This window comes from Pseudomonas sp. FEMGT703P (assembly GCF_002786345.1).
Classification (GTDB): Bacteria; Pseudomonadota; Gammaproteobacteria; order Pseudomonadales; family Pseudomonadaceae; genus Aquipseudomonas; species Aquipseudomonas peli.
This window is the reverse complement of record NZ_PGCM01000011.1, coordinates 1-20,884: the sequence shown is the minus strand read 5'-3', so window position 1 is coordinate 20,884 and position 20,884 is coordinate 1. Positions and strand designations below refer to the sequence as shown.

The window sequence follows — 20,884 nt, the reverse complement described above, 5'->3', positions numbered from 1 at the left end:
CGCCCATTGCCTGCATTGCTGTACCGCGACGCTCTGAACATCTCCCCCTAGGCTGATCAGCACTGCCCCTGAGTGCTGCGCCATGACCGCCGAACTGCTGCTCGCCTTTATCGCCTTTGCCTTTGTCACCTCGGTGACACCGGGCCCTAACAATATGATGCTGCTCGCCAGCGGGGTGAATTTCGGCCTGCGCCGCAGCCTGCCGCACATGTTCGGCATCAGCCTGGGGTTTATGCTGTTGGTGGCTTCGGTCGGCCTCGGCTTGGGCCAGCTGTTCGAACAAGTACCGCTGCTGTATGACGTATTGCGCTATCTGGGCGCGGCCTACCTGCTGTACCTGGCCTGGAAGATTGCCGGCTCCGGTGCACCGCAGGATGGCGGAAAGCCGGTGGGCAAGCCGTTTACCTTTCTCCAGGCAGCGGCCTTTCAGTGGGTCAACCCGAAAGCCTGGATCATGGCCATCGGCGCTATCACCACCTACACCCCGCAGGAAAACTTCGTAGTCAATGTGCTGCTGATCGCGGCGCTGTTCGCCCTGGTCAACTGTCCCAGCGTCGGCCTGTGGACGGTGGCCGGTAGCCTGCTGCGCAACTGGCTGAGCAACGCCCGAGCGCTGCGCATCTTCAATATCGGCATGGCCTTGCTGCTGGTAGCCTCGCTGTACCCCATCTTCGCCGACACCGGACTGCTCTGATGCACGACCTGCCGCAAACCCGCCTACAGCCGCTGGCCGACACCTCGACCTCGGCGGTAGTCGCCGGCTTTATCGCCATGCTTACCGGCTACACCAGCTCGCTGGTGCTGATGTTCCAGGCCGGCCAGGCCGCCGGACTGACTAACGGGCAGATTTCATCGTGGATCTGGGCGCTGTCGATTGGCATGGCGATCTGCTGCATCGGCCTGTCGCTGCGCTATCGCGCGCCAATCATGATCGCCTGGTCCACCCCCGGCGCAGCCCTGCTGATCACCAGCCTGCCCGGTGTGCCGTATAGCGAGGCAATTGGCGCCTATATCTTCGCCTCCGGGCTGATTGTGCTGATCGGCCTGACGGGCACCTTTGACCGCCTGATGCGGCGCATTCCCGCCTCTATTGCGGCAGCGCTGCTGGCGGGCGTGCTGTTCAAAATCGGTCTGGAAATCTGCGTGGCCGCCGAACAGCAGCCGCTGCTAGTGGTGGCCATGCTGCTGGCGTACTTGGTTGGGAAACGGCTGCTACCGCGGTATGCCGTGCTGGCGGCACTGATTGTTGGCAGCGTGTTGGCTGCGCTCTTCGGCCTGCTCAATTTCGAGCACTTCGAGCTGCAACTGGCGGTGCCGGAATGGACCACACCGAGCTTCTCCCTGGCAGCGGTCATCAGCATCGGCATTCCACTGTTTATCGTCGCCATGGCCTCGCAAAACTTGCCGGGCATGGCTGTGCTGCGCGCCAATGGTTATGACGTACCGGCCAGCCCGCTGCTCACCACCACCGGGCTGACATCCATGCTGCTGGCGCCCTTTGGCAGCCATGGCATTCATATGGCCGCTATCAGCGCAGCGATCTGCGCCGGCCCGGAAGCCCACGAAGACCCGAAAAAACGCTACACCGCCGCCATCTGGTGCGGGGTGTTCTACGGCATCGCTGGCATATTCGGCGCCACCTTGGCCGCGCTGTTTGCTGCCCTGCCAAAAGCATTGATCCTGTCCATCGCGGCACTGGCGCTATTCGCCTCGATCATCGGCGGCCTGACCCAGGCCATGAGCGAGCCGAAAGAGCGTGAAGCGGCGCTGATCACCTTTCTGGTAACCGCCTCGGGCATGACCCTGTTCTCGGTGGGCTCGGCGTTCTGGGGGATTGTTGCGGGCTTGCTGACCTTGGCGATTCTTAACTGGGGCAAGCGAGACGCGTAATTAGCAGGTATAAAAAACGGGCTTATGCATACACATAAGCCCGTTTTTGTTATAGCCGGTGCAATCAGCCGCGCTGACGCTTCGGCAGCACATCCTTAAGCTTGGCGTGCATGCCGCGCAGGGTTTTCTCGGTGCTTTCCCAATCGATGCACGCATCGGTAATGGACACGCCGTACTTGAGCTGGCTGAGGTCCTTGGGAATCGACTGGTTGCCCCAGCCCAGGTGGCTTTCCACCATCAGGCCGACGATCGACTGGTTGCCTTCGAGAATCTGGTTGGCGACGTTGTCCATCACCAGCGGTTGCAGGGCCGGGTCCTTGTTGGAGTTGGCGTGGCTGCAATCGACCATGATGTTCGGGCGTATGCCGGCTTTGGTCAGTTCCTGCTCACAAACGGCAACACTCACCGAATCGTAGTTCGGCTTGCCGTTGCCACCGCGCAGCACCACGTGGCCGTAGGCATTGCCTTTGGTGGTGACGATGGACACGCCACCTTCCTGGTTGATGCCGAGGAAACGGTGCGGGCTGGAAACCGACTGCAGGGCGTTGATCGCCACAGTCAGGCCGCCATCGGTGCCGTTCTTGAAGCCCACGGACGAAGACAGGCCTGAGGCCATCTCGCGGTGGGTTTGCGATTCGGTGGTGCGCGCGCCGATGGCCGACCAGCTGATCAGGTCCTGCAGGTACTGCGGGGAAATCGGGTCGAGGGCTTCGGTCGCAGTCGGCAGGCCCATTTCAGCCAGGTCACGGAGCAACTGGCGACCGATATGTAGGCCATCCTGAATCTTGAACGAGTCATCCATAAATGGATCGTTGATCAGGCCTTTCCAGCCGACAGTGGTTCGCGGCTTCTCGAAATACACCCGCATAACCAGATACAGACTGTCCGAAACCTCGGCAGCCAGCGCTTTGAGGCGCTCGGCATACTCGTGGGCGGCCTTAATATCGTGGATCGAGCACGGCCCGACCACCACGAACAGGCGATGATCCTTGCCATCGAGAATATTGCGGATCACCTCACGACCGCTGGCAACCGTGCGCAGAGCAGCATCGGTCAGCGGAATTTCACGCTTGAGCTGTGCGGGGGTTATCAGGGTTTCGTTGGAGGCAACGTTTAGGTCATCAATCGGTAAATCAGCCATCGTGCTATTCATCAGTCAGAGTCATCAGGTCACGGGTGCCGGCCGCCAGCGATCCCCGTGTGGCGGAGCACAGCAATATGAGCACAGCGGGGAAGCCGAACCTTAGCGCGTATAGGCCTGGCTCGACAATGGGCTTTGCGGCTTAAGCCGCGCCGAGTGGACGATTCAACTAATTCAGGCTGGCGCGGGAAAATTCGGCGGCATGCTGGCTGATCCACTCCTGCGCCACCACCTCGACTGGCAGGCTGCAACCCAGTTCCTGCTCGCGCTGGTGACGATAATGCTCAATCTGGCAGACCTGCTCGACCATGCGCGCGCGAAACAGGGTGTCCTCATCGACAAAGGCGATACCCACCAGGTATTTGTCTTCCTGTTTGCGGCACCACGCCACCAGGCCTGGGTAACGCGCATGCTCGCCGAACAACGGAATACGCAACTCGATGGCCGTACCGCGGCGAAAAGCACGGTTTGAGTTGCAAGCCACACCGCCGAGACTGATATTGTTCAGCCGCTGCTTGGGCACGAACGCCTGTTTACGCAGCACTAACTCAACGGGCATATCACTGGGATGACGCAAAAAGTGACGCATCTTATGACTACCTCGGATGCCATCAATTTGATACCACATTGGCCAGTATAGTGACTGAGCTGGAACTGACCGATTTAGATGCAGACCGCTACTTGCTCGACGCGCCTGGCATCTCATTGCTGATATTTACCAGCATAGGTTGTGCCAGTTGCCGCTGGGTGAAGCGTGAGCTGCCTAAGTTACCCTTACCCATCCAACGCCTGGCCTGGGTCGATGCGGCCGACAACGGCGGATTAGTGACGCGCTATGAGGTATTTCAGCTGCCGGCGCTATTCGTAGTGCGCGATGGTCAGTTTTATGGCGCGTTGCAGAGCCGTCTGCAGCCCGCCGCACTTATTCAGGCGCTGGACACTGCCCTGTCGCGCCCCGCAGAGGAATTACCCTGATGACCCCAACTCCCCGTATCGGCATTATCGGCTCCGGCGCCATTGGCGGCTTCTATGGCCTGATGCTGGCCCGCGCCGGCTTTGATGTGCATTTTCTGCTGCGCAGCGAGTTCGCCGCAGTCGCCAGCCAAGGCTTGCACGTCAACAGTGCCCTACACGGCAACCTGCACCTGGATAACGTGCAGGCGTATCAGTCAGCGGCTGATATGCCGCCGTGCGACTGGCTGCTGATCGGCGCTAAAACCACCAGCAACGCCGAACTCGCCCCGCTGATCAGCCAGGCCGCCGCGCCCGGCGCCAAAGTGGTGCTGATGCAGAACGGCCTGGCCGTGGAAGACGAACTGCGCCCACTGCTGCCGGACTCGCTGCACCTGCTGGGCGGCCTTTGCTATATCTGCGCCCATCGCAGCGCACCGGGGGTGGTCGAGCATCAGGCGCTGGGCAGCGTCAATCTGGGCTATCACTCAGGCCCGGCTAGTGATGCCGAGAGCCGTCAGCAGATCCTCGAACAAGGCTGTGCACTGTTCCAGGCTGCTGGCCTGGACTCCACCGCCATGGCCGAACTGAACCAGGCACGCTGGCAGAAACTGGTGTGGAACGTGCCCTACAACGGTCTGGCCGTGCTGCTGAACAGCGCCACCACGGCACTAATGGGCAACACCGACAGCCGCGCGCTGATCGAGGCGATCATGCAGGAAGTGGTGGATGCCGCCGGCGCCTGTGGCTATCAGTTGCCCGCAGGCTTTGCCGGCAAACTGTTGGCGGCCACAGACCGCATGCCGGATTACCTGCCGAGCATGTACCACGACTTTGCCCTGCAGCGCCCACTGGAGCTGCACGCCATCTACGCCGCGCCGTTGGCCGCTGCGGCGCAGGCCGGCTGCGCCATGCCGCGCACCGAGATGCTTTATCAGACCCTGCGTTTCATCGAACAACGCGCGCAATAGGACACAGCCATGAGCAAGGGATTAGGCGACAAACTGGTACTGGCGATCTCCTCGCGGGCGTTGTTCGACCTGCGCGACAGCCATCAGATTTATGAAAGCCAGGGCGTCGAGGCCTATCGCCAATACCAGATTGAGCATGAGGACGAGATCCTCCCCCCAGGTGATGCCTTTCCGCTGGTCGAGAAGCTGCTGGCGCTGAACACCGCTCTCAAGCAGCAGCGCGTTGAGGTGATCCTGGTTTCGCGCAACAGCGCCGACACCGGCTTACGTGCGTTCAACTCAATCCAGCACTACGGGCTGGGCATCTCCCGCGCAGCCTTTGTTGGCGGCCGTAGCCCCGACCCTTATCTGGCTGCATTTGGCTGTCACCTGTTTCTCTCCACCCACGCTGAAGATGTGCGCAGCGCGTTACGTGCAGGCTTCGGTGCTGCGACCATTCTTTCTGGCGGCGCACGGCGGGCGGCCAGCAATGAACTGCGCATCGCCTTCGACGGCGATGCCGTGCTGTTTTCCGATGAATCCGAGCGGGTCTATCAGCAGGCCGGTCTGGAAGCCTTCCAGAGCCACGAACGTGAATCGGCCCGTGAGCTGCTCGGCGGCGGCCCATTCAAACCCTTCCTTGCCGCCCTGCATCGTCTGCAACAGGAGTTTCCTGAAGAGCAGTGCCCGATTCGCACCGCATTGGTTACAGCGCGTTCGGCGCCGGCCCATGAGCGGGTGATTCGCACGCTGCGCGAGTGGAATATCCGCCTGGATGAGTCGTTCTTCCTTGGTGGTCTGGAAAAAGCCGCAATTCTAGAAACCTTCGGCGCCGACGTTTTTTTCGACGACCAAACCGGCCACTGCGAAAAAGCCAACAAGGTCGTACCTACCGGCCATGTGCCACACGGCATCAGCAACGAACCGCAGCTCTAGTCTCCGCGCGAGGGCGGTCAATCGCCCTCGCCGCTAAGCGCTCTCTATCTCCCTGCCTATATAACCATTCGTCCTCAAAACCTCGGCTTTCTTTGACTTATCGATGGCGCTGCTAAGCTCAGATCAGGCCTGCCAGTCTGGCAGTCAAGGAGGCCGAATGATTCGCTCGATTCTCTATGCAACCGACCTAGGCCTTTACGCCCCCTACATCCTGCAGCATGCGCTGGCACTCACACGCTCCTTCAACGCCAGCCTGTATGTGGTGCACGCCGTCGAGCCCATGGGCCTGTTTGCGGAATCAGTGCTGCAAACTTACCTGGATGAAGAGCGCCTAAAGGACCTGCGCACCAACGGCCTCAGCACAGTGATGGCGAGTATCGAGCAGCGGGTGCTGGAGGGCTTTCGCGATGAGATTGGCGAAGCGTTGCATGACTTGGATCTGATCAAGGCGGTACGCGTGGTACAGGGCGATCCCCCCTTGGTGATACTCGATGAAGCACAGCAACTCGGTGTGGATTTGTTGGTCCTAGGTAGCCACAGCCACGGCACGGATATGGACATTCCGCTGGGCCGTACCGCGTCGCGCCTGGTGCAGTTGTCAGAAGTACCGGTGTACCTGGTGCCGATGCTGCAGCATCGCAGCCGAGGTGATCTTTAGAAGAAGCGCAGCACATTTCTATTTTTGGTCTAGATTTAATGCTTCAATCATCATTATGGTTATATAGAACGCCGGTAACCTGAACGGCCGTCTTTTTGCTTTGAGGGATTTTTATGAAGCTTCAGCAACTGCGCTACATCTGGGAAGTCGCGCATCACGACCTCAACGTTTCTGCCACGGCACAAAGCCTCTACACCTCACAACCCGGCATCAGCAAACAGATCCGCCTACTCGAAGACGAGCTGGGGGTTGAAGTCTTCGCCCGCAGCGGTAAGCACCTGACCCGCATCACCCCGGCCGGCGAACGCATTATCAACACCGCTGGGGAAATCCTGCGCAAGGTCGAAAGCATCAAGCAGATTGCCCAGGAGTTCTCCAACGAGAAGAAAGGCACCCTTTCCATCGCCACCACCCACACCCAGGCGCGCTATGCCCTGCCGCCGGTGATCAGTGCCTTTATCAAGCAATACCCGGATGTGTCCCTGCACATGCACCAGGGTACGCCGATGCAGATCGCTGAAATGGCGGCCGACGGCACCGTCGACTTCGCCATCGCCACCGAAGGTCTGGAGCTGTTCAACGACCTGATCATGATGCCCTGCTACCGCTGGAACCGCTGCGTCGTGGTACCTCAGGGCCACCCGCTGACCAAGCTGCCGAAGCTGACCCTGGAAGCCCTGGCCGAATACTCCATCGTCACCTACGTGTTCGGTTTTACCGGCCGTTCCAAACTCGACGAAGCCTTCAGCCATCGCGGCCTGACGCCGAAAGTGGTGTTTACCGCCGCCGACGCTGACGTGATCAAAACCTACGTACGCCTGGGCCTGGGCGTGGGCATCGTGGCTAAGATGGCGGTCGACCCCAAACTCGATCCGGACCTGGTGGTGCTGGATGCCGGTGAGCTGTTCGAAGCCAGCGTGACCAAGATCGGCTTCCGTCGCGGCACCTTCCTGCGCGGTTTCATGTGCGACTTTATCGAGAAATTTGCCCCGCACCTGACCCGCGACATGATGGCCAAAGCCGTGCAGTGCCACAGCAAGGTCGAGCTGGAAGAGCTGTTCGAAGGCGTTGAACTGCCGCTGCACTGAGCCAACCTGCAGATATGAAAAAGCCCGTCCAAGTGACGGGCTTTTTCATACTCGGCGATACCTATTCAGTGGCTTTCAATTCTTTGCCATGAGCAAAGTTCACCCACCAGCCGAAGGCTGCCGCGGTGAAGAACATGATGATGCTGTAGATCGCCGCCGGGATCGACATGGTGGCGTTATTCAACAGCATCGGGCTCAGTGCTAGGGCTATCGCCAAAGTGCCGTTGTGGATGCCGATCTCCATGCCGATGGCAACCGACTGACGCAGGCTTAGCTTAAACAAACGCGGCACCCAGTAACCTACCGCCAGGCTGATCAGGTTGAACGCCAGCGCCGCACCACCCACCTGCGGCGCGTAATCGACGAAGGTCTGCCAATCCTTGACCACCGCCAGGATGATGATGATCAGCAGAAACAGCGCGGAGATGATCTTCACCGGCTTCTCCATACGTGCGGCAAATCCAGGGAAGCGGCTGCGTATCCAGATACCAATAGCCACCGGGCCGAGGACGATAACAAACACCTGCACCACCTTGGTGAACTGCAACGGCAAGGCCTGATCACCTTCCATAAAGTAGGCCAGCGACAGGTTGACGATCAGCGGCATGGTCAGCACCGCAATCACCGAATTGACCGCCGTCAGGGTGATATTCAGTGCCACATCACCATGCGCCAGGTGGCTGTACAGGTTGGCAGTGGTGCCGCCAGGCGAGGCTGCCAAGAGCATCAGACCAACTGCCAGCGCCGGGGCCAGACCAAAGGCCTTGGCCAGGAAGAAACACACCACGGGCAGTAGCAACAGCTGGCAGCTCAAGCCGATCAGCACCGGTTTGGGAAACTTCACCACCCGGGCAAAATCGGCCAGGGTCAGCGACAGGCCCAGGCCAAGCATGATGATGCCCAAGGCGATGGGCAGGAACAGGGTCAATAGCGGGTCAGCAGTCACGGCTTTCTTACTCCTTGATCAAAGCGCTGGGCGATCTTGAACAACGACGTAGAACACTGCAGTGACTTTAGTGGCCAACGTGGTGAAAGAAATGGCGAGGTATAAAAAAAGCGCCCAGATGGGCGCTTTTTTTATTACTGAAGGAAATCAGATGGCGGTGGCCCCACCATCCACCGCCAGCGCGTGGCCGGTAGTGAACGCCGCGTTATCGCAGCACAGGTACAGCACGGCAGTAGCGATTTCCTCGACCTTGCCAATGCGCCCGACCGGGTGCATGGCGGCGGCGAACTCGCCCTTCTTCGGATCGGCTTCATAGGCGCGGCGGAACATGTCAGTGTCGATCACCGCCGGGCATACGGCGTTGACCCGCACTTTCTTCTTTGCGTATTCAACAGCAGCGGACTTGGTCAGGCCGATCACCGCATGTTTGGATGCGCTGTAGATGCTCATCTTCGGCGCAGCGCCCAGGCCGGCGACCGACGCGGTGTTGACGATGGCGCCACCGCCCTGAGCCAGCAGCAGCGGGATCTGGTGCTTCATGCACAGCCACACACCTTTGACGTTGACGCCCATGATGGCGTCGAACTCGCTTTCGCTGCCCTCGGCCAGCTTGCCTTTCTCGATCTCGATGCCCGCATTGTTAAAGGCATAGTCCAGGCGGCCATAGGCGCCCAGCGTGCGCTCCATCAACACCTTGACCTCAGCATCGCGGGTCACGTCGCAACGTACAAACAGCGCATCGCCGCCCGCTTCGCGGATCAGCGCGGCAGTTGCTTCGCCACCGTCGACATCAACGTCGGACACCACCACCTGCAGGCCTTCGTTGGCGAATGCCAGTGCCGTGGCACGACCAATACCCGCTGCACCACCGGTGACCAGGGCAACCCGGCCGGAAAAGCTCAAGCTCATCTGCGTGTCCTCGCAAGGATTAAAAACTGCATTGAGTCTAATCAGCTGCTGCGTACCAAGGCAGCACTATCAAATTGCTGGTGATAGCCCCATCGAAATGAGTGATTAACACCCCAGCATGGCTATCACTCGAATGGATTTACAAGCATTCGGCCCACGGGCAAACCTTGCCCCGCTGACCAGCACGGGCTATCAACAGGCTTTCCGTTCAGTGAGTACCTGCCATGACTGCCCCACTCAACCGCCAATTCCTGCTTGCCCAACGCCCGGTCGGTCTGCCCAGCCGCGAAACCTTCAGCTATGTCGAAACCAGCGTGAGTGAACCCGGCCCCGGCCAAATTCTGGTGAAGAACGCCTACCTGTCGCTGGACCCGGCCATGCGCGGCTGGATGAACGATGCCAAGTCCTATATCCCGCCAGTCGGCATTGGTGAAGTGATGCGCGCCCTCGGCGTGGGTGAAGTGGTGGCCTCGCAGCACCCGGACTTTGCCGTGGGTGATCATGTAAATGGCGCCCTTGGTGTACAGGATTATTTCCTCGGTGAGCCCAAAGGCTTCTACAAGGTCGACCCCAAGCGCGCGCCGCTGCCGCTGTACCTGTCGGCACTGGGCATGACCGGCATGACCGCCTACTTCGCTCTACTGGATGTCGGCGCGCCGAAAGCGGGTGAAACGGTGGTGATTTCCGGTGCAGCCGGCGCGGTCGGCAGCGTCGCCGGGCAGATTGCCAAGCTCAAAGGCTGCCGTGTGGTCGGCATCGCCGGCGGTGCGGACAAGTGCAAGTTCCTGGTTGATGAACTGGGCTTCGACGGCGCCATCGATTACAAAAATGAAGACGTGATTGCCGGCCTCAAGCGCGAGTGCCCGAAAGGCGTGGATGTGTACTTCGATAACGTCGGCGGCGACATTCTGGATGCCGTGCTCACCCGCTTGGCCTTCAAGGCACGTGTAGTGATCTGTGGCGCGATCAGCCAGTACAACAACAAACAGGCGGTAAAAGGCCCAGCCAACTACCTCAATCTGCTGGTTAACAGCGCACGTATGGAAGGCATGGTGGTGATGACCTACGCCCCGCGTTTTGCCGAAGCAGCGGCGGAGATGGGCGGCTGGATGGCCAGCGGCAAGCTGAAATCCAAGGAAGATATTGTCAGCGGCCTGACCACTTTCCCGGAAACCTTGCTCAAGCTGTTCAGTGGCGAGAACTTCGGCAAGCTGGTGCTGAAAGTCGACTGAGAGAATTTCGTAGGAGCGGCTAAGCGCTGCTCCTACGAAAACCAGGCATCAGGCAACTGCCATTGCCTCACTGTCCTGCTTTATCGGCCGCCAGCGGCGCAGCAGCATATACAGGGTCGGGATTACAAACAGGGTGAAGAAGGTGCCTACCAGCAAGCCGCCGACAATCACCATACCGATCTGCTGACGGCTTTCCGCACCCGCCCCGGTGGCAATCGCCAACGGCAGCGAACCCAACACCATCGCCCCGGTCGTCATCAGAATCGGCCGCAGACGCTGCACCGACGCCTCAATCACCGCCCCTCGCAACTCATGCCCTTGTCGCAGCAGCACGTTGGCGAACTCGACGATCAGGATGCCGTGCTTGGTAATCAAGCCAATCAACGTCACCAAGCCGATCTGTGAGTAGATGTTCAAAGTGCCGCCGAACATCGTCAGGGCCAGCAAGGCGCCAGCCATCGACAGCGGCACGCTGAACAGGATGATCAGCGGGTCAGTAAAGCTTTCAAACTGCGCCGCCAGCACCAGGAAGATAAACGCCAAAGCCAGCGCGAAGATCAGTGCAATGCCCGCACTGGACTCCTTGAAGTCTCGCGACGTGCCGGTGTAGTCGTACTGCGTCTCTGCCGGGAATACCGTGCGCGCTGTGCTTTCCAAGTGTGCCAGGGCTTCACCCAGGGTGTAGCCGGAGCCCACGTTGGCACTCACCGTCACTGCCCGCAGTTGGTTGAAATGATTGAGCTCGCGCGGCGCCACGGTTTCGCGCACTTCAATCAGGTTGGACAGCTGCACCATGCTGTCATCGCGGCCGCGCACATAGACGCGGTCGAGATCTTGCGGGTTGCTGCGGTCCACGTCCTGCAACTGCACCAGCACGTCGTACTGCTCACCGTTCTTCTTGAAGCGCGTCACCTGGCGGCTGCCGAACAGGCTTTCCAGGCTACGGCCGATGGTGGCCACATCAGTGCCCACGGCTACGGCCTGTTCGCGGTTAACCGCGACCTTGAGCTGCGGTGCGTTGAGTTTCAGATCGCTGTCCAGGCTTTCCAACCCAGGATAATCGCGCAGTTGATTGAGCAACTGATCGACATAACCCTGCAACTCGCTGTACTCCATGGACGAGCGAATCACGAAGTTCACCGGCTGGTTTCGCGCGCTCTGCCCGAGCGGTGGACGGTTGACCGGGAAGGCGCGCACCCCGGCAATATCCTGCAGTTTGGGCAGCAGCTCATTACGAATCTCGAACTGGCTGCGCGAGCGGTCCGCCCAGTCCTCAAGTTTCATAAAGGAAATGCCCTGAGCCACAGTCGGGAAGCCAGCGATGACCATGTAGCGATTGGTTTCCGGGATGCTGTCGTAGGCCGCTTCGATCTCGCGGGCATAACGCCCGGTGTAGTTGATAGTGGCGCCGTCAGGGCCGTTAAACACGCCGACAATGGTGCCGGTGTCTTCGGTCGGCGCCAGCTCGGATTTAAGCCCTGAGAACAGCAGCACGCAGGCCACAATAGTCAGTAACAACACGCCCACCACCAACATCCAGGCACTCAGTGCTTTGGCCAATAGATGCTTGTAGCTGTAAGTCAGGCTATTGAGGAAATTCTCGATCAGGTTGTACACCCGGTTGTGCCGCTCACCGGCCTGATGCGGCTTAAGCAACAGCGCACACATCATCGGCGTCAGGGTCAGGGCGACAAAACCTGACACCAGCACCGCGCCGGCCAGGGTCCAGGCGAATTCTGTAAACAGTTTGCCTGTGGTGCCCTGCATAAAGCCGATGGGGGCAAATACGGCGGCCAGGGTCAGGGTCATGGCGATGACTGCAAAGGCAATCTCGCGACTGCCCTTGAGCGCCGCCTGCAGCGGCTGCATGCCCTCTTCGATATGCCGGTGGATGTTCTCCAGCATCACGATGGCATCGTCCACCACCAGGCCGATGGCCAGCACCATCGCCAGCAGCGTCAGGGTATTGATGGTGAATCCCATCAACGACATCAAGGCAAATGCACCGATCAGCGACACCGGGATGGTCACCAGCGGGATGATGGTGGCACGCAGCGAACGCAGGAAGATAAAGATGATCAGAATGACCAGCCCCACCGCTTCCCAGATGGTGATAAACACGTTGTCGATCGACTCGCGAATAAACTGCGAGTTGTCGTTTGCCACCGCCATTTCCATGCCTTCCGGCAGCAGCGCGCGTACATCGGGCATGGCCTCAGCCAGGCCGTCGGAGATATCCAACGGGTTGGCGGTAGCCTGCTTGATCATGCCCATCGAAACCGCCGGCTTACCCTTGTAGCGAACAATACTGCGTTCGTCCGCCGCACCGATTTCGGCATAACCAACGTCAGCCAGGCGCAGCAGGTAACCGCGCGAATCATCGAGGATCAGCTGATTAAACTGCTCCGGGGTGTTCATGTCGGTTTCCGAGAGCACGGTGAATTCGCGTTGCTGCGACTCAATACGCCCCGCCGGAATCTCGACGTTCTGCCGGCGCAGGGCGTCTTCCACGTCTTGCACGGTGAGGTTGTGCGCGGCGAGCTTCTCCGGGTCGAGCCAGATGCGCATGGCGAAGGTGCGCGCGCCGCGAATCTGCACTTCGGATACGCCGGGGATGGTCTGCAGGCGATCCTTGATCACCCGTTCCAACACGTCGGTGATCTCCATGGCGCTGTAGCGTTCGCTGTAGAAGGCGATCCAGATCACCGGCTGGGCGTCGGCCTCGACCTTTTGCACAATGGGCTCGGCAATTTCATCCGGCAGCAGGCCGCGCACCCGGCCCAGGCGGTCGCGTACATCGTTGGCAGCTTCATCGGAGTTGCTGCCCAGGCGGAACTGCGCGGTGATCTGGGTGTTTTCCGAACGGCTGATGGAGCTGACGAAGTCCAGCCCGTCGATGCCCGACAGCACGTCCTCGATCGGCTGGGCGACCTGGGACTCCATGATCTCCGGGCTGGCGCCCGGATAGGTAACGTTGACCGTGACAATCGGCACGTCGATATTCGGGTACTCGCGCACGGCCAAGCGGTCATAGGCCATTAAGCCAAGCAGCACAACAATCAGCGACAGTACGGTGGCGAATACCGGCCGCCGGATGCAGATATCCGACAGGGTCATGACGCTTGCTCCGCCACCTTGGTGCGTACCGGCGCGCCGGCCCGAACCTTCTGCCAACCGGCGCTGATCAGGGTTTCATCGCCCTGCAGGCCTTCTAGAACCTCGACCTTGCCAGCCAGACGCTTGCCCAGTTTGACCTCGCGCAGCTCGACCTTGCCCTCCACAACCAGATTGACCAGCAGCTTGTCGCCCACCGGCATGATGGCTTCTTCTGGAATCACCAGAGCATTCGGCCGCTCGGCGAGGATCACCGAAACCCGCACGAACTGCCCTGGGCTCAAGCGACCATCGCTGTTGCTGATATGCGCGCGAATCGCCTGACTGCGTCCAGCTTCGTCCAGGCGTGGGTTGATGGCGAAAATCTCACCGTTAAACCGCTCATCCGGGTAAGCATCCAGGCTGACTTCGATGAGCTGCTTGAGGCGAATCTGGCTGACGGCTTTTTGCGGAATGCGGAAATCCACCTTGAGCGGATCGAGCACTTCCAGGTTAACGATGTCCTGGCCTTCGCTGAGGTAATCGCCGGGGCTGACGGCGCGCAAACCCAAGACACCGTCGTAGGGGGCGAGGATGCGGGTCTTATCCAGGCGCGCCTGAGACAGCGCCAGGCTGGCGCGTGAGGCCTGCTGCTGCGCGCTGGCTTCATCCAGCGCCTGGGCGTTACTGGCGCCGCGCTTGAATAGCATCTGTGCGCGCTGAAAGTTCTTTTCCGCCAGGTTCAGGTTAGCTTGCGCCTGGGCCAGCTCGGCGCGGGTAATCGAATCATCCAGGCTGATCAGCAACGCACCGGCCTCGACGCGTTGGCCTTCACGAAAATGCAGCTGCGCCACTCGCCCGGCGATTTCCGGTCGGATCATCACCGACTCGTCAGGGCTCAGCGAGCCAAAGGTAACCAGCTCATCGCGCACCAAGCTTCGCTCGGCCTTGACCACCTCGACCAGTGGCCCTTCGTTGGCGTGCGCGGGCACGCTGACAAGCGAACACACGAGAAAGACGGTACCGAACAGAGCAGGTGCGCGGGCAAACATATACAACCCCTAATTCTTTGTAGAGGCTGAGTCTAACGGCCGAGCCGCACAGATCAGCCGTTAAAAATGTTTCCCGATGTTGGCTGCCCGGTTACTGGCGCATGCCCCGACCGCTAACCAGCAAGCGGATGCACACGCCATACAGCACAGCAGTAGCGACCAGCATAAAACCGATGGCCACGCCGATGCGGATATCGGACACCCCGAGAATGCCGTAGCGGAAGGCGTTGACCATATGCAGCACCGGATTGGCCAGGGACACGGTTTGCCAGAACTGCGGCAGCAAGGTGATCGAATAGAACACCCCGCCCAGGTAGGTCAAAGGCGTCAGCACAAAGGTTGGAATGATCGAAATATCATCGAAGTTGCGCGCGAACACGGCGTTGATAAAGCCGCCCAGGGAGAAGATGGTCGCGGTCAGCAGCACCACCAGCACGGTCACGCCGAGGTGATGCACCTGCAGCTTGGTGAAGAACAGCGACAGCAGAGTGACAATAAAACCCACCGCCAGGCCGCGCAGCACACCGCCGACCACATAGCCGGTGAGGATGATATGCGGCGACACCGGCGAGACCATCAGTTCCTCGATGGAGCGCTGGAACTTGCTGCCAAAGAAGCTCGACACCACGTTGCCGTAGGAGTTGGTGATCACCGACATCATGATCAGCCCCGGCACGATGTACTCCATATAAGTGAAGCCACCCATGTCGCCGATCTGACTGCCGATCAGGTTGCCGAAGATCACGAAGTACAGAACCATGGTGATTGCCGGCGGTAGCAGGGTCTGCGGCCAGATGCGGGTAAAGCGGCGGATTTCGCGGTAAACGATGGTGCGCAGCGCCACCATGTTGGCGGTGAATTCGGAATTCAGATAAGCCGTGCTCATACCGCCACCTTCGCCAGATTCTTCTCGACCAGGGAAACAAACAGCTCCTCCAGACGGTTGGTTTTATTGCGCAAGCTGAGCACCTCGATGTTCTGCAAGGCCAACTGACGGAATAACTCGGTAATGCCCTGAGCCTTATCCACCTGCACTTCCAGGGTATGCCCGTCGAGCAACTGCGCCGGGTAGCCGATCAGTTGCGGCGCCACTAGCAGCGCCTCTTTGAGGTCGAGCAGGAAGGTTTCTACATGCAGCTTTTTCAGCAGGTCCTTCATGCTGGTGTTCTCGACGATCCGCCCGTGGTCGATGATGCCGATGTTGCGGCATAGCTGTTCGGCCTCTTCCAGGTAATGGGTGGTGAGGATGATGGTGATACCCTGCTCGTTCAGCTCGGTGAGAAAGCTCCACATCGAACGGCGCAGTTCGATATCAACCCCGGCAGTCGGCTCATCGAGAATCAACAAACGCGGCTGATGCACCAGCGCACGAGCGATCATCAGGCGGCGCTTCATCCCGCCGGACAGTTCACGCGACGGCACATTGTGCTTGCCCCAAAGGCCGAGCTGGTTGAGGTACTGCTCGGCGCGCTCCTTGGCGATTTTCGCCGGGATACCGTAGTAACCGGCCTGGGTTACGACGATATCGAAGGCCTTCTCGAACTGGTTGAAATTGAACTCCTGCGGCACCACGCCCAGACAGCGCTTGAGCGCCGAGGGCTGTTTGTCCAGGTCGTGACCGAAGACGTTCACCGTGCCGCTGCTTTTGGTCACCAGGGTGGAAAGGATGCCGATGGTGGTGGATTTGCCGGCACCATTGGGGCCGAGCAAGGCGAAGAAATCACCTTCAGCCACGTCCAGGTCGATACCGTGCAGCGCCTGGAAGCCGTTGCCATAGGTCTTGGTCAACTGGCGAATGGACAGAGCAGTACTCATAAAAATGCGCACACCTGATCAGATAAAAAGAAATTCGAGAGGGGCTGCGCCTGCAGCGCGAAGTGGCCCAAGTCTAGCGCCTGGAAGCTCCCCACCACAGCATCTTTGCGCAAAACTGCCGCCCCCAGGGCTGGGCAGCAGCCTACCAGCGCCAGGCGCAGATTAAACCCGGCAGTTTCCGATGGTGCTTATCAACCCTGTCGATAAATCATCCAGGCACGGCCTCGGCGGCGAAGTCGCCACTGATCGACAACGCGTCATCGGCAAACAGATGTGGGTAACACGTAGCCAGATGACCGAAGAACAGCGGCTCCGGCACATCGGCAAACTGGCCGTGGTCATGCAGGTATTCCATATAACGCTCGCCCTGCTGGTTGAACGGGTGAAATACGCTGTCGCTCAGGCCATCGAATTCCAGCGGCGCGACCTTGAATACCCGACACAGCGCCAGGTTGAACGCCGGCGTGGCCTTGACCCAGCGGCCCTCAAGGTACAACTCGGTGTAGCCGTGCATGGCGAACACTTCACTGCGCAGCATTTCCAGCAGTCGTGGAGTGGCCAGATGATTGCGTACATCGGCCAGGCCGATGCGTGCCGGGATGCCGCAATGGCGGGCGCAGGCAGCCAGCAAAGTGGCTTTGGGCACGCAGTAGCTTTCGCCCGCCTGCAGTGCGTGACTGGCCTTCAGGGTGTCGGGGTCGCGGCTGAACACATAGGGGTTGTAGCGAATTTCATCGCGCACCGCGTAGTACAGATTGATCGCCTGTTGACGCGGGTCACGACTGGCCCCGCGAAACTTTTCTGCGAACTCCACCAGCGCAGGGTGGTCACTATCGATGAAGCGGCCGGGCTCGAGGTATTCACGCATCAGGGTTTCTCCATGACAGAGACCCAGTCTAACGACGCGGCTCCGGCCAATGTCACGACGATTCGGCCAAGCTCACCGCTCTTGTCGCCATCAATGACGACTACGCTCGTGATGGTGCGTAACAACGCATTATCATCATGGAGGATTCTGCATGCTCGCTCTCTGGTTATTCGCCCTGCTGCTTAGCACGGCCTTTCTCGCTCACCGCCGCACCGCGCCTCTGCCCGCACTGGGCATGGTGGCCGGCTTGCTGATTCTGATGGGCGTGTTCAGCCATGCACCGGTCTGGCTGATGGGCCTACTCTGGTTGCTCCTGCTAGCCGTGGCTTTGCCTCTGCTGCTGCCGCAACAACGCCGTAGCCTGTTCACTGCGCCGCTGTTTGCCTGGTTCAAGCGCGTGCTGCCGCCGATGTCGGCCACCGAACGCGACGCCATCGAAGCCGGCACGGTGTGGTGGGATGGCGAGCTGTTCAGCGGCCGCCCGGATTGGGACACCCTGCTCGCCTACCCCAAGGCGCAGCTCACCGAAGAAGAGCAGGCGTTTATCGATGGGCCCACCGAAGCGCTGTGCGCCATGGTCAGTGACTGGCAGATCGGCCAGCAGATGGACCTGCCCGCTGAGGCCTGGGCGCATATCAAGCAACACGGCTTCTTCGCCCTGATCATTCCCAAGCAATACGGCGGCAAGGGCTTTTCCGCCTATGCCCACTCCCAGGTAGCCATGAAGCTGGCCACCCGCTCCGGCGACCTGGCCTCCACCGTGATGGTGCCCAACTCGCTGGGCCCGGCCGAGCTGCTGCTGCACTATGGCACCGATGTGCAGCGTGACCATTACCTGCCGCGCCTGGCCCGCGGTGAAGACATCCCCTGCTTCGCCCTCACCGGCCCCCTGGCCGGTTCTGACGCCGGCGCCATGCCGGATACCGGAATCATCTGCAAAGGCCAGTGGCAAGGCGAAGAAGTGATCGGCCTGCGTCTGAACTGGGAAAAGCGCTATATCACCCTCGGCCCGGTCGCCACCCTGCTTGGCCTGGCCTTCAAGGCTTATGACCCCGAGCATCTGCTGGGTGAAGAGGAAGACCTGGGCATCAGCCTCGCTCTGGTACCCACCGAAACGCCTGGTGTCGAAATCGGCCGCCGCCATCTGCCACTCGGCGCCGCCTTTATGAACGGCCCGAACTCCGGCAAGGATGTGTTTATCCCACTGGATTACTTGATCGGCGGCCAGGAGATGCTCGGCAAGGGCTGGATGATGCTGATGAACTGCCTGTCCGTGGGCCGCTCCATCTCCCTGCCGGCCGTCGGCACCGGCGCAGCCAAGTTCACCAGCCTGACCACTGGCCAGTACAGCCAGGTACGTGAGCAGTTCAACGTGCCGCTTTCAGCCTTTGAAGGCATTCAGGAAGCCCTCGCGCGTATCGGCGGTAACGCCTGGCTGATGGACAGCGCACGTATCCTTACTGCCAATGCGGTGGATCTGGGCGAAAAACCCTCGGTGCTCTCGGCCATCCTCAAGTACCACCTGACCGAGCGCGGCCGCGAATGCATCAGCCACGCCATGGACGTGCACGGCGGCAAGGGCATCGTCATGGGCCCGAACAACTACCTGGCGCGCTCGTGGCAAGGTGCGCCGATCTTTATCACCGTGGAGGGGGCCAATATCCTCTCGCGCAACCTGATGATCTTTGGTCAGGGCGCGATTCGCTGCCACCCCTACGTACTCAAGGAAATGGCCCTGGCCAGTCGCGAAGACCAGGATCAAGCACTGCAGGAATTCGATGAACTGCTGCTGCAACATATCGGTTTTGCCGTGAGCAACGCCGCCAGCAGCCTGCTGCTCAGCCTCGGCTTTGGCGTTTTCAGCCAGGTGCCGGGCGATCGCATCATCCGCCCTTATTTCCGCGCGCTCAACCGCCTGGCAGCGTCCTTCGCCCTGCTCGCCGACACCAGCATGATGTTGCTCGGCGGCGAACTGAAACGCCGCGAACGCCTGTCGGCGCGACTCGGTGATGTACTCAGCCACCTTTACCTGGCCTCGGCGGCGCTCAAGCGCTACCACGACCTCGGTTATCCCGAGCATTCACAGCCCATGCTGCGCTGGGCCGTGGAAGAAAGCTTGGGCAAGGCCGAACAAGCACTGGAAGAGCTGCTCAGCAACTTCCCCAGCAAACTGCTCGGCTGCGCTCTGCGCGTGCTGGTATTGCCGCTGGGCCGCCGTCACAAAGGCCCAAGCGATGAACTGGACGCCGAAGTGGCTGGCATCATCGGCCGTAACAGCGGCGATCCGGCGCTGGAGGAACTGCTCGAAGGCTGTTATCGCCCACAAGCCGAACAGGACCCGGTGGGTGCTCTGCAATATGCGATGAACCTGCTGCAAGACGTACAGGGCCTGCAGAAGAAACTGCACAAGGCCGTCAAAGCCGGCCAGGTACAGGAACTGCCAGGGCAAAGCCTGATCGATGCCGCGTTGGCTGCTGGGGTTCTCAACCCAGAAGAGGCGCACAGCCTGCATCAGGCCGAAGCGGCGCGGCGGGTGGTGATCGATGTCGACGACTTCGCCAAGGAGGAGTTGACCTTAGGCTCTGGCAAGGTCCGTTAAGCAGACAGGACAGCGGGCGGCGTGAGCCTTATACTTGCGCGCCCGTTTTACCTACAGGATTGCCCCATGGCCAACACCCACATCGACCATCACCTCGCCCTGCTGCAGCACCTGCGCACCATCCTGGTCGCCCTGGGCGAAGCCGAGCAGATTCTCGATGACAGCCACGCCATGTACCTGGAGCGTTACGACGAATTGCTCAGCGATCTGCCGAGCGATCCGGAGGCCAGCCTTTATCTGGGTCAGGATCTGATCAGTCAGATCTTCCAGCGCTACCCGCAAATCGCTCACCTCGTGCCGCGAGACCTGCTGTGGTTCTTCGGCGGAGACTGCCTGCACTTCATGCCGGACGAAGAAATCGAGATGTACCAGACCCTCGAAGAACGCCGCTTCTACGCCGAAGAAAACGACGAACCCTTCGACTGGAATCAGGAAAAGCAGCTGCTGAGCATGCCCGCTCAGGGCGGCAAGCACTGAGCCTCAGCTAGAAACGAAAAAGCCCACACGGCATAACCGGCGGGCTTTTTTACAGGCTTCAAAAACAGCAGAAACAAAAACGCCGCTCAGTGAGCGGCGTTTTTGATGCTTTCTATCGAAAGAAAATGGAGCGGGAAACGAGACTCGAACTCGCGACCCCGACCTTGGCAAGGTCGTGCTCTACCAACTGAGCTATTCCCGCATACAACTTGGTACAACAAAAATGGCGTCCCCTAGGGGACTCGAACCCCTGTTACCGCCGTGAAAGGGCGGTGTCCT

Annotated in this window: 19 protein-coding genes and 1 tRNA gene; 10 read left to right on the top strand and 10 right to left on the bottom strand. The window is 60.1% G+C overall.

All coding sequences use genetic code 11. The annotated features are described in order from the left end of the window. The first annotated feature begins 82 nt into the window (after positions 1-82). Positions 83-694: a LysE family translocator gene (locus CUR33_RS17155; RefSeq protein ID WP_289240394.1), complete on the top strand. Its 612-nt coding sequence runs from the start codon at positions 83-85 to the stop codon at positions 692-694. Beyond that, the gene (locus CUR33_RS17150; RefSeq protein WP_289240393.1) at positions 694-1,890 is read left to right on the top strand and encodes a benzoate/H(+) symporter BenE family transporter; all 1,197 of its coding nucleotides are present in this window, start codon (positions 694-696) and stop codon (positions 1,888-1,890) included. Before CUR33_RS17155 ends, CUR33_RS17150 begins: the two co-directional genes overlap by 1 nt. 64 nt (positions 1,891-1,954) lie before the next feature. Here CUR33_RS17150 and CUR33_RS17145 read toward each other — a convergent pair whose 3' ends face one another. Both CUR33_RS17145 and CUR33_RS17140 read right to left on the bottom strand, forming a co-directional pair. Continuing rightward, on the bottom strand, positions 1,955-3,031 hold the full coding sequence (locus CUR33_RS17145; protein WP_167141038.1) for a 3-deoxy-7-phosphoheptulonate synthase: 1,077 nt from the start codon (positions 3,029-3,031) through the stop codon (positions 1,955-1,957). Positions 3,032-3,200: 169 nt separating this feature from the next. Then, positions 3,201-3,620, bottom strand: coding sequence for a PilZ domain-containing protein (locus CUR33_RS17140; RefSeq protein ID WP_160084841.1), 420 nt, complete (start codon positions 3,618-3,620; stop codon positions 3,201-3,203). A 59-nt stretch (positions 3,621-3,679) separates the two neighbouring features. On the opposite strand from CUR33_RS17140, the gene CUR33_RS17135 reads away from it, so the two are divergent. The 5 genes from CUR33_RS17135 (at position 3,680) to cysB (ending at position 7,614) form a co-directional block, all read left to right on the top strand. Continuing rightward, positions 3,680-4,006, top strand: a complete 327-nt coding sequence (locus CUR33_RS17135; RefSeq protein ID WP_289240449.1) for a thioredoxin family protein — start codon at positions 3,680-3,682, stop codon at positions 4,004-4,006. Further along, complete coding sequence (locus tag CUR33_RS17130) at positions 4,006-4,953, top strand: putative 2-dehydropantoate 2-reductase (RefSeq protein WP_289240392.1); 948 nt, start codon at positions 4,006-4,008, stop codon at positions 4,951-4,953. The genes CUR33_RS17135 and CUR33_RS17130 overlap by 1 nt, the downstream gene beginning before the upstream one ends. Before the next feature lie 9 nt (positions 4,954-4,962). Further along, positions 4,963-5,868, top strand: a complete 906-nt coding sequence (locus tag CUR33_RS17125; RefSeq protein WP_289240391.1) for a 5'-nucleotidase — start codon at positions 4,963-4,965, stop codon at positions 5,866-5,868. A gap of 157 nt (positions 5,869-6,025) precedes the next feature. Then, positions 6,026-6,526 carry a universal stress protein gene (locus tag CUR33_RS17120; protein WP_160084845.1) on the top strand — a complete coding sequence of 167 codons (501 nt, stop codon included), beginning with the start codon at positions 6,026-6,028 and terminating at the stop codon, positions 6,524-6,526. A 113-nt stretch (positions 6,527-6,639) separates the two neighbouring features. Then, positions 6,640-7,614, top strand: coding sequence for an HTH-type transcriptional regulator CysB (gene cysB, locus CUR33_RS17115; RefSeq protein WP_090247877.1), 975 nt, complete (start codon positions 6,640-6,642; stop codon positions 7,612-7,614). Positions 7,615-7,675: 61 nt separating this feature from the next. Here cysB and CUR33_RS17110 read toward each other — a convergent pair whose 3' ends face one another. Then, positions 7,676-8,560 carry a bile acid:sodium symporter family protein gene (locus CUR33_RS17110; protein ID WP_289240390.1) on the bottom strand — a complete coding sequence of 295 codons (885 nt, stop codon included), beginning with the start codon at positions 8,558-8,560 and terminating at the stop codon, positions 7,676-7,678. A 147-nt stretch (positions 8,561-8,707) separates the two neighbouring features. Then, entirely contained in the window at positions 8,708-9,469 is a 762-nt protein-coding gene (locus CUR33_RS17105; RefSeq protein WP_090247880.1) for an SDR family oxidoreductase, read from the bottom strand. Positions 9,470-9,693: 224 nt separating this feature from the next. Here CUR33_RS17105 and CUR33_RS17100 point away from each other — a divergent pair, with 224 nt between their 5' ends. Further along, the gene (locus CUR33_RS17100) at positions 9,694-10,701 is read left to right on the top strand and encodes an NADP-dependent oxidoreductase (protein ID WP_289240389.1); all 1,008 of its coding nucleotides are present in this window, start codon (positions 9,694-9,696) and stop codon (positions 10,699-10,701) included. 48 nt (positions 10,702-10,749) lie between these two features. Here the strand turns inward: CUR33_RS17100 and CUR33_RS17095 are convergent, their stop codons facing one another. The 5 genes from CUR33_RS17095 to CUR33_RS17075 all read right to left on the bottom strand — a co-directional run bounded on the left by CUR33_RS17095 (position 10,750) and on the right by CUR33_RS17075 (position 17,529). Further along, positions 10,750-13,818 carry an efflux RND transporter permease subunit gene (locus tag CUR33_RS17095; RefSeq protein ID WP_289240388.1) on the bottom strand — a complete coding sequence of 1,023 codons (3,069 nt, stop codon included), beginning with the start codon at positions 13,816-13,818 and terminating at the stop codon, positions 10,750-10,752. After that, positions 13,815-14,846 (bottom strand): efflux RND transporter periplasmic adaptor subunit, encoded by a 1,032-nt coding sequence (locus CUR33_RS17090; protein ID WP_289240387.1) that lies wholly within the window; start codon positions 14,844-14,846, stop codon positions 13,815-13,817. The genes CUR33_RS17095 and CUR33_RS17090 overlap by 4 nt, the downstream gene beginning before the upstream one ends. A 91-nt stretch (positions 14,847-14,937) precedes the next feature. Beyond that, entirely contained in the window at positions 14,938-15,717 is a 780-nt protein-coding gene (locus CUR33_RS17085; protein WP_090251084.1) for an ABC transporter permease, read from the bottom strand. A gap of 11 nt (positions 15,718-15,728) precedes the next feature. Beyond that, complete coding sequence (locus CUR33_RS17080) at positions 15,729-16,661, bottom strand: ABC transporter ATP-binding protein (protein ID WP_160084850.1); 933 nt, start codon at positions 16,659-16,661, stop codon at positions 15,729-15,731. A 208-nt stretch (positions 16,662-16,869) separates the two neighbouring features. Further along, positions 16,870-17,529 (bottom strand): transglutaminase-like domain-containing protein, encoded by a 660-nt coding sequence (locus CUR33_RS17075; protein ID WP_289240386.1) that lies wholly within the window; start codon positions 17,527-17,529, stop codon positions 16,870-16,872. 151 nt (positions 17,530-17,680) lie between these two features. On the opposite strand from CUR33_RS17075, the gene CUR33_RS17070 reads away from it, so the two are divergent. Both CUR33_RS17070 and CUR33_RS17065 read left to right on the top strand, forming a co-directional pair. Further along, positions 17,681-20,128: an acyl-CoA dehydrogenase gene (locus CUR33_RS17070; RefSeq protein ID WP_289240385.1), complete on the top strand. Its 2,448-nt coding sequence runs from the start codon at positions 17,681-17,683 to the stop codon at positions 20,126-20,128. A gap of 66 nt (positions 20,129-20,194) precedes the next feature. Continuing rightward, a complete protein-coding gene (locus tag CUR33_RS17065) occupies positions 20,195-20,605 on the top strand; it encodes a PA2817 family protein (protein WP_090247892.1) in 411 nt (136 codons plus the stop codon). 126 nt (positions 20,606-20,731) lie between these two features. On the opposite strand, the gene CUR33_RS17060 is transcribed toward CUR33_RS17065, so the two are convergent. Beyond that, positions 20,732-20,807 (bottom strand) — tRNA-Gly (locus tag CUR33_RS17060). Between the last annotated feature and the right edge of the window lie 77 nt (positions 20,808-20,884).

Coding starts and splice junctions, on each gene's coding strand:
- CUR33_RS17140 (WP_160084841.1), bottom strand. CDS start 3,620: ATGCGTCACTTTTTGCGTCATCCCAGTGATATGCCCGTTGAGTTAGTG.
- CUR33_RS17065 (WP_090247892.1), top strand. CDS start 20,195: ATGGCCAACACCCACATCGACCATCACCTCGCCCTGCTGCAGCACCTG.
- CUR33_RS17130 (WP_289240392.1), top strand. CDS start 4,006: ATGACCCCAACTCCCCGTATCGGCATTATCGGCTCCGGCGCCATTGGC.
- CUR33_RS17105 (WP_090247880.1), bottom strand. CDS start 9,469: ATGAGCTTGAGCTTTTCCGGCCGGGTTGCCCTGGTCACCGGTGGTGCA.
- CUR33_RS17095 (WP_289240388.1), bottom strand. CDS start 13,818: ATGACCCTGTCGGATATCTGCATCCGGCGGCCGGTATTCGCCACCGTA.
- CUR33_RS17120 (WP_160084845.1), top strand. CDS start 6,026: ATGATTCGCTCGATTCTCTATGCAACCGACCTAGGCCTTTACGCCCCC.
- CUR33_RS17155 (WP_289240394.1), top strand. CDS start 83: ATGACCGCCGAACTGCTGCTCGCCTTTATCGCCTTTGCCTTTGTCACC.
- CUR33_RS17075 (WP_289240386.1), bottom strand. CDS start 17,529: ATGCGTGAATACCTCGAGCCCGGCCGCTTCATCGATAGTGACCACCCT.
- CUR33_RS17150 (WP_289240393.1), top strand. CDS start 694: ATGCACGACCTGCCGCAAACCCGCCTACAGCCGCTGGCCGACACCTCG.
- CUR33_RS17100 (WP_289240389.1), top strand. CDS start 9,694: ATGACTGCCCCACTCAACCGCCAATTCCTGCTTGCCCAACGCCCGGTC.
- CUR33_RS17090 (WP_289240387.1), bottom strand. CDS start 14,846: ATGTTTGCCCGCGCACCTGCTCTGTTCGGTACCGTCTTTCTCGTGTGT.
- CUR33_RS17070 (WP_289240385.1), top strand. CDS start 17,681: ATGCTCGCTCTCTGGTTATTCGCCCTGCTGCTTAGCACGGCCTTTCTC.
- CUR33_RS17145 (WP_167141038.1), bottom strand. CDS start 3,031: ATGGCTGATTTACCGATTGATGACCTAAACGTTGCCTCCAACGAAACC.
- CUR33_RS17080 (WP_160084850.1), bottom strand. CDS start 16,661: ATGAGTACTGCTCTGTCCATTCGCCAGTTGACCAAGACCTATGGCAAC.
- cysB (WP_090247877.1), top strand. CDS start 6,640: ATGAAGCTTCAGCAACTGCGCTACATCTGGGAAGTCGCGCATCACGAC.
- CUR33_RS17125 (WP_289240391.1), top strand. CDS start 4,963: ATGAGCAAGGGATTAGGCGACAAACTGGTACTGGCGATCTCCTCGCGG.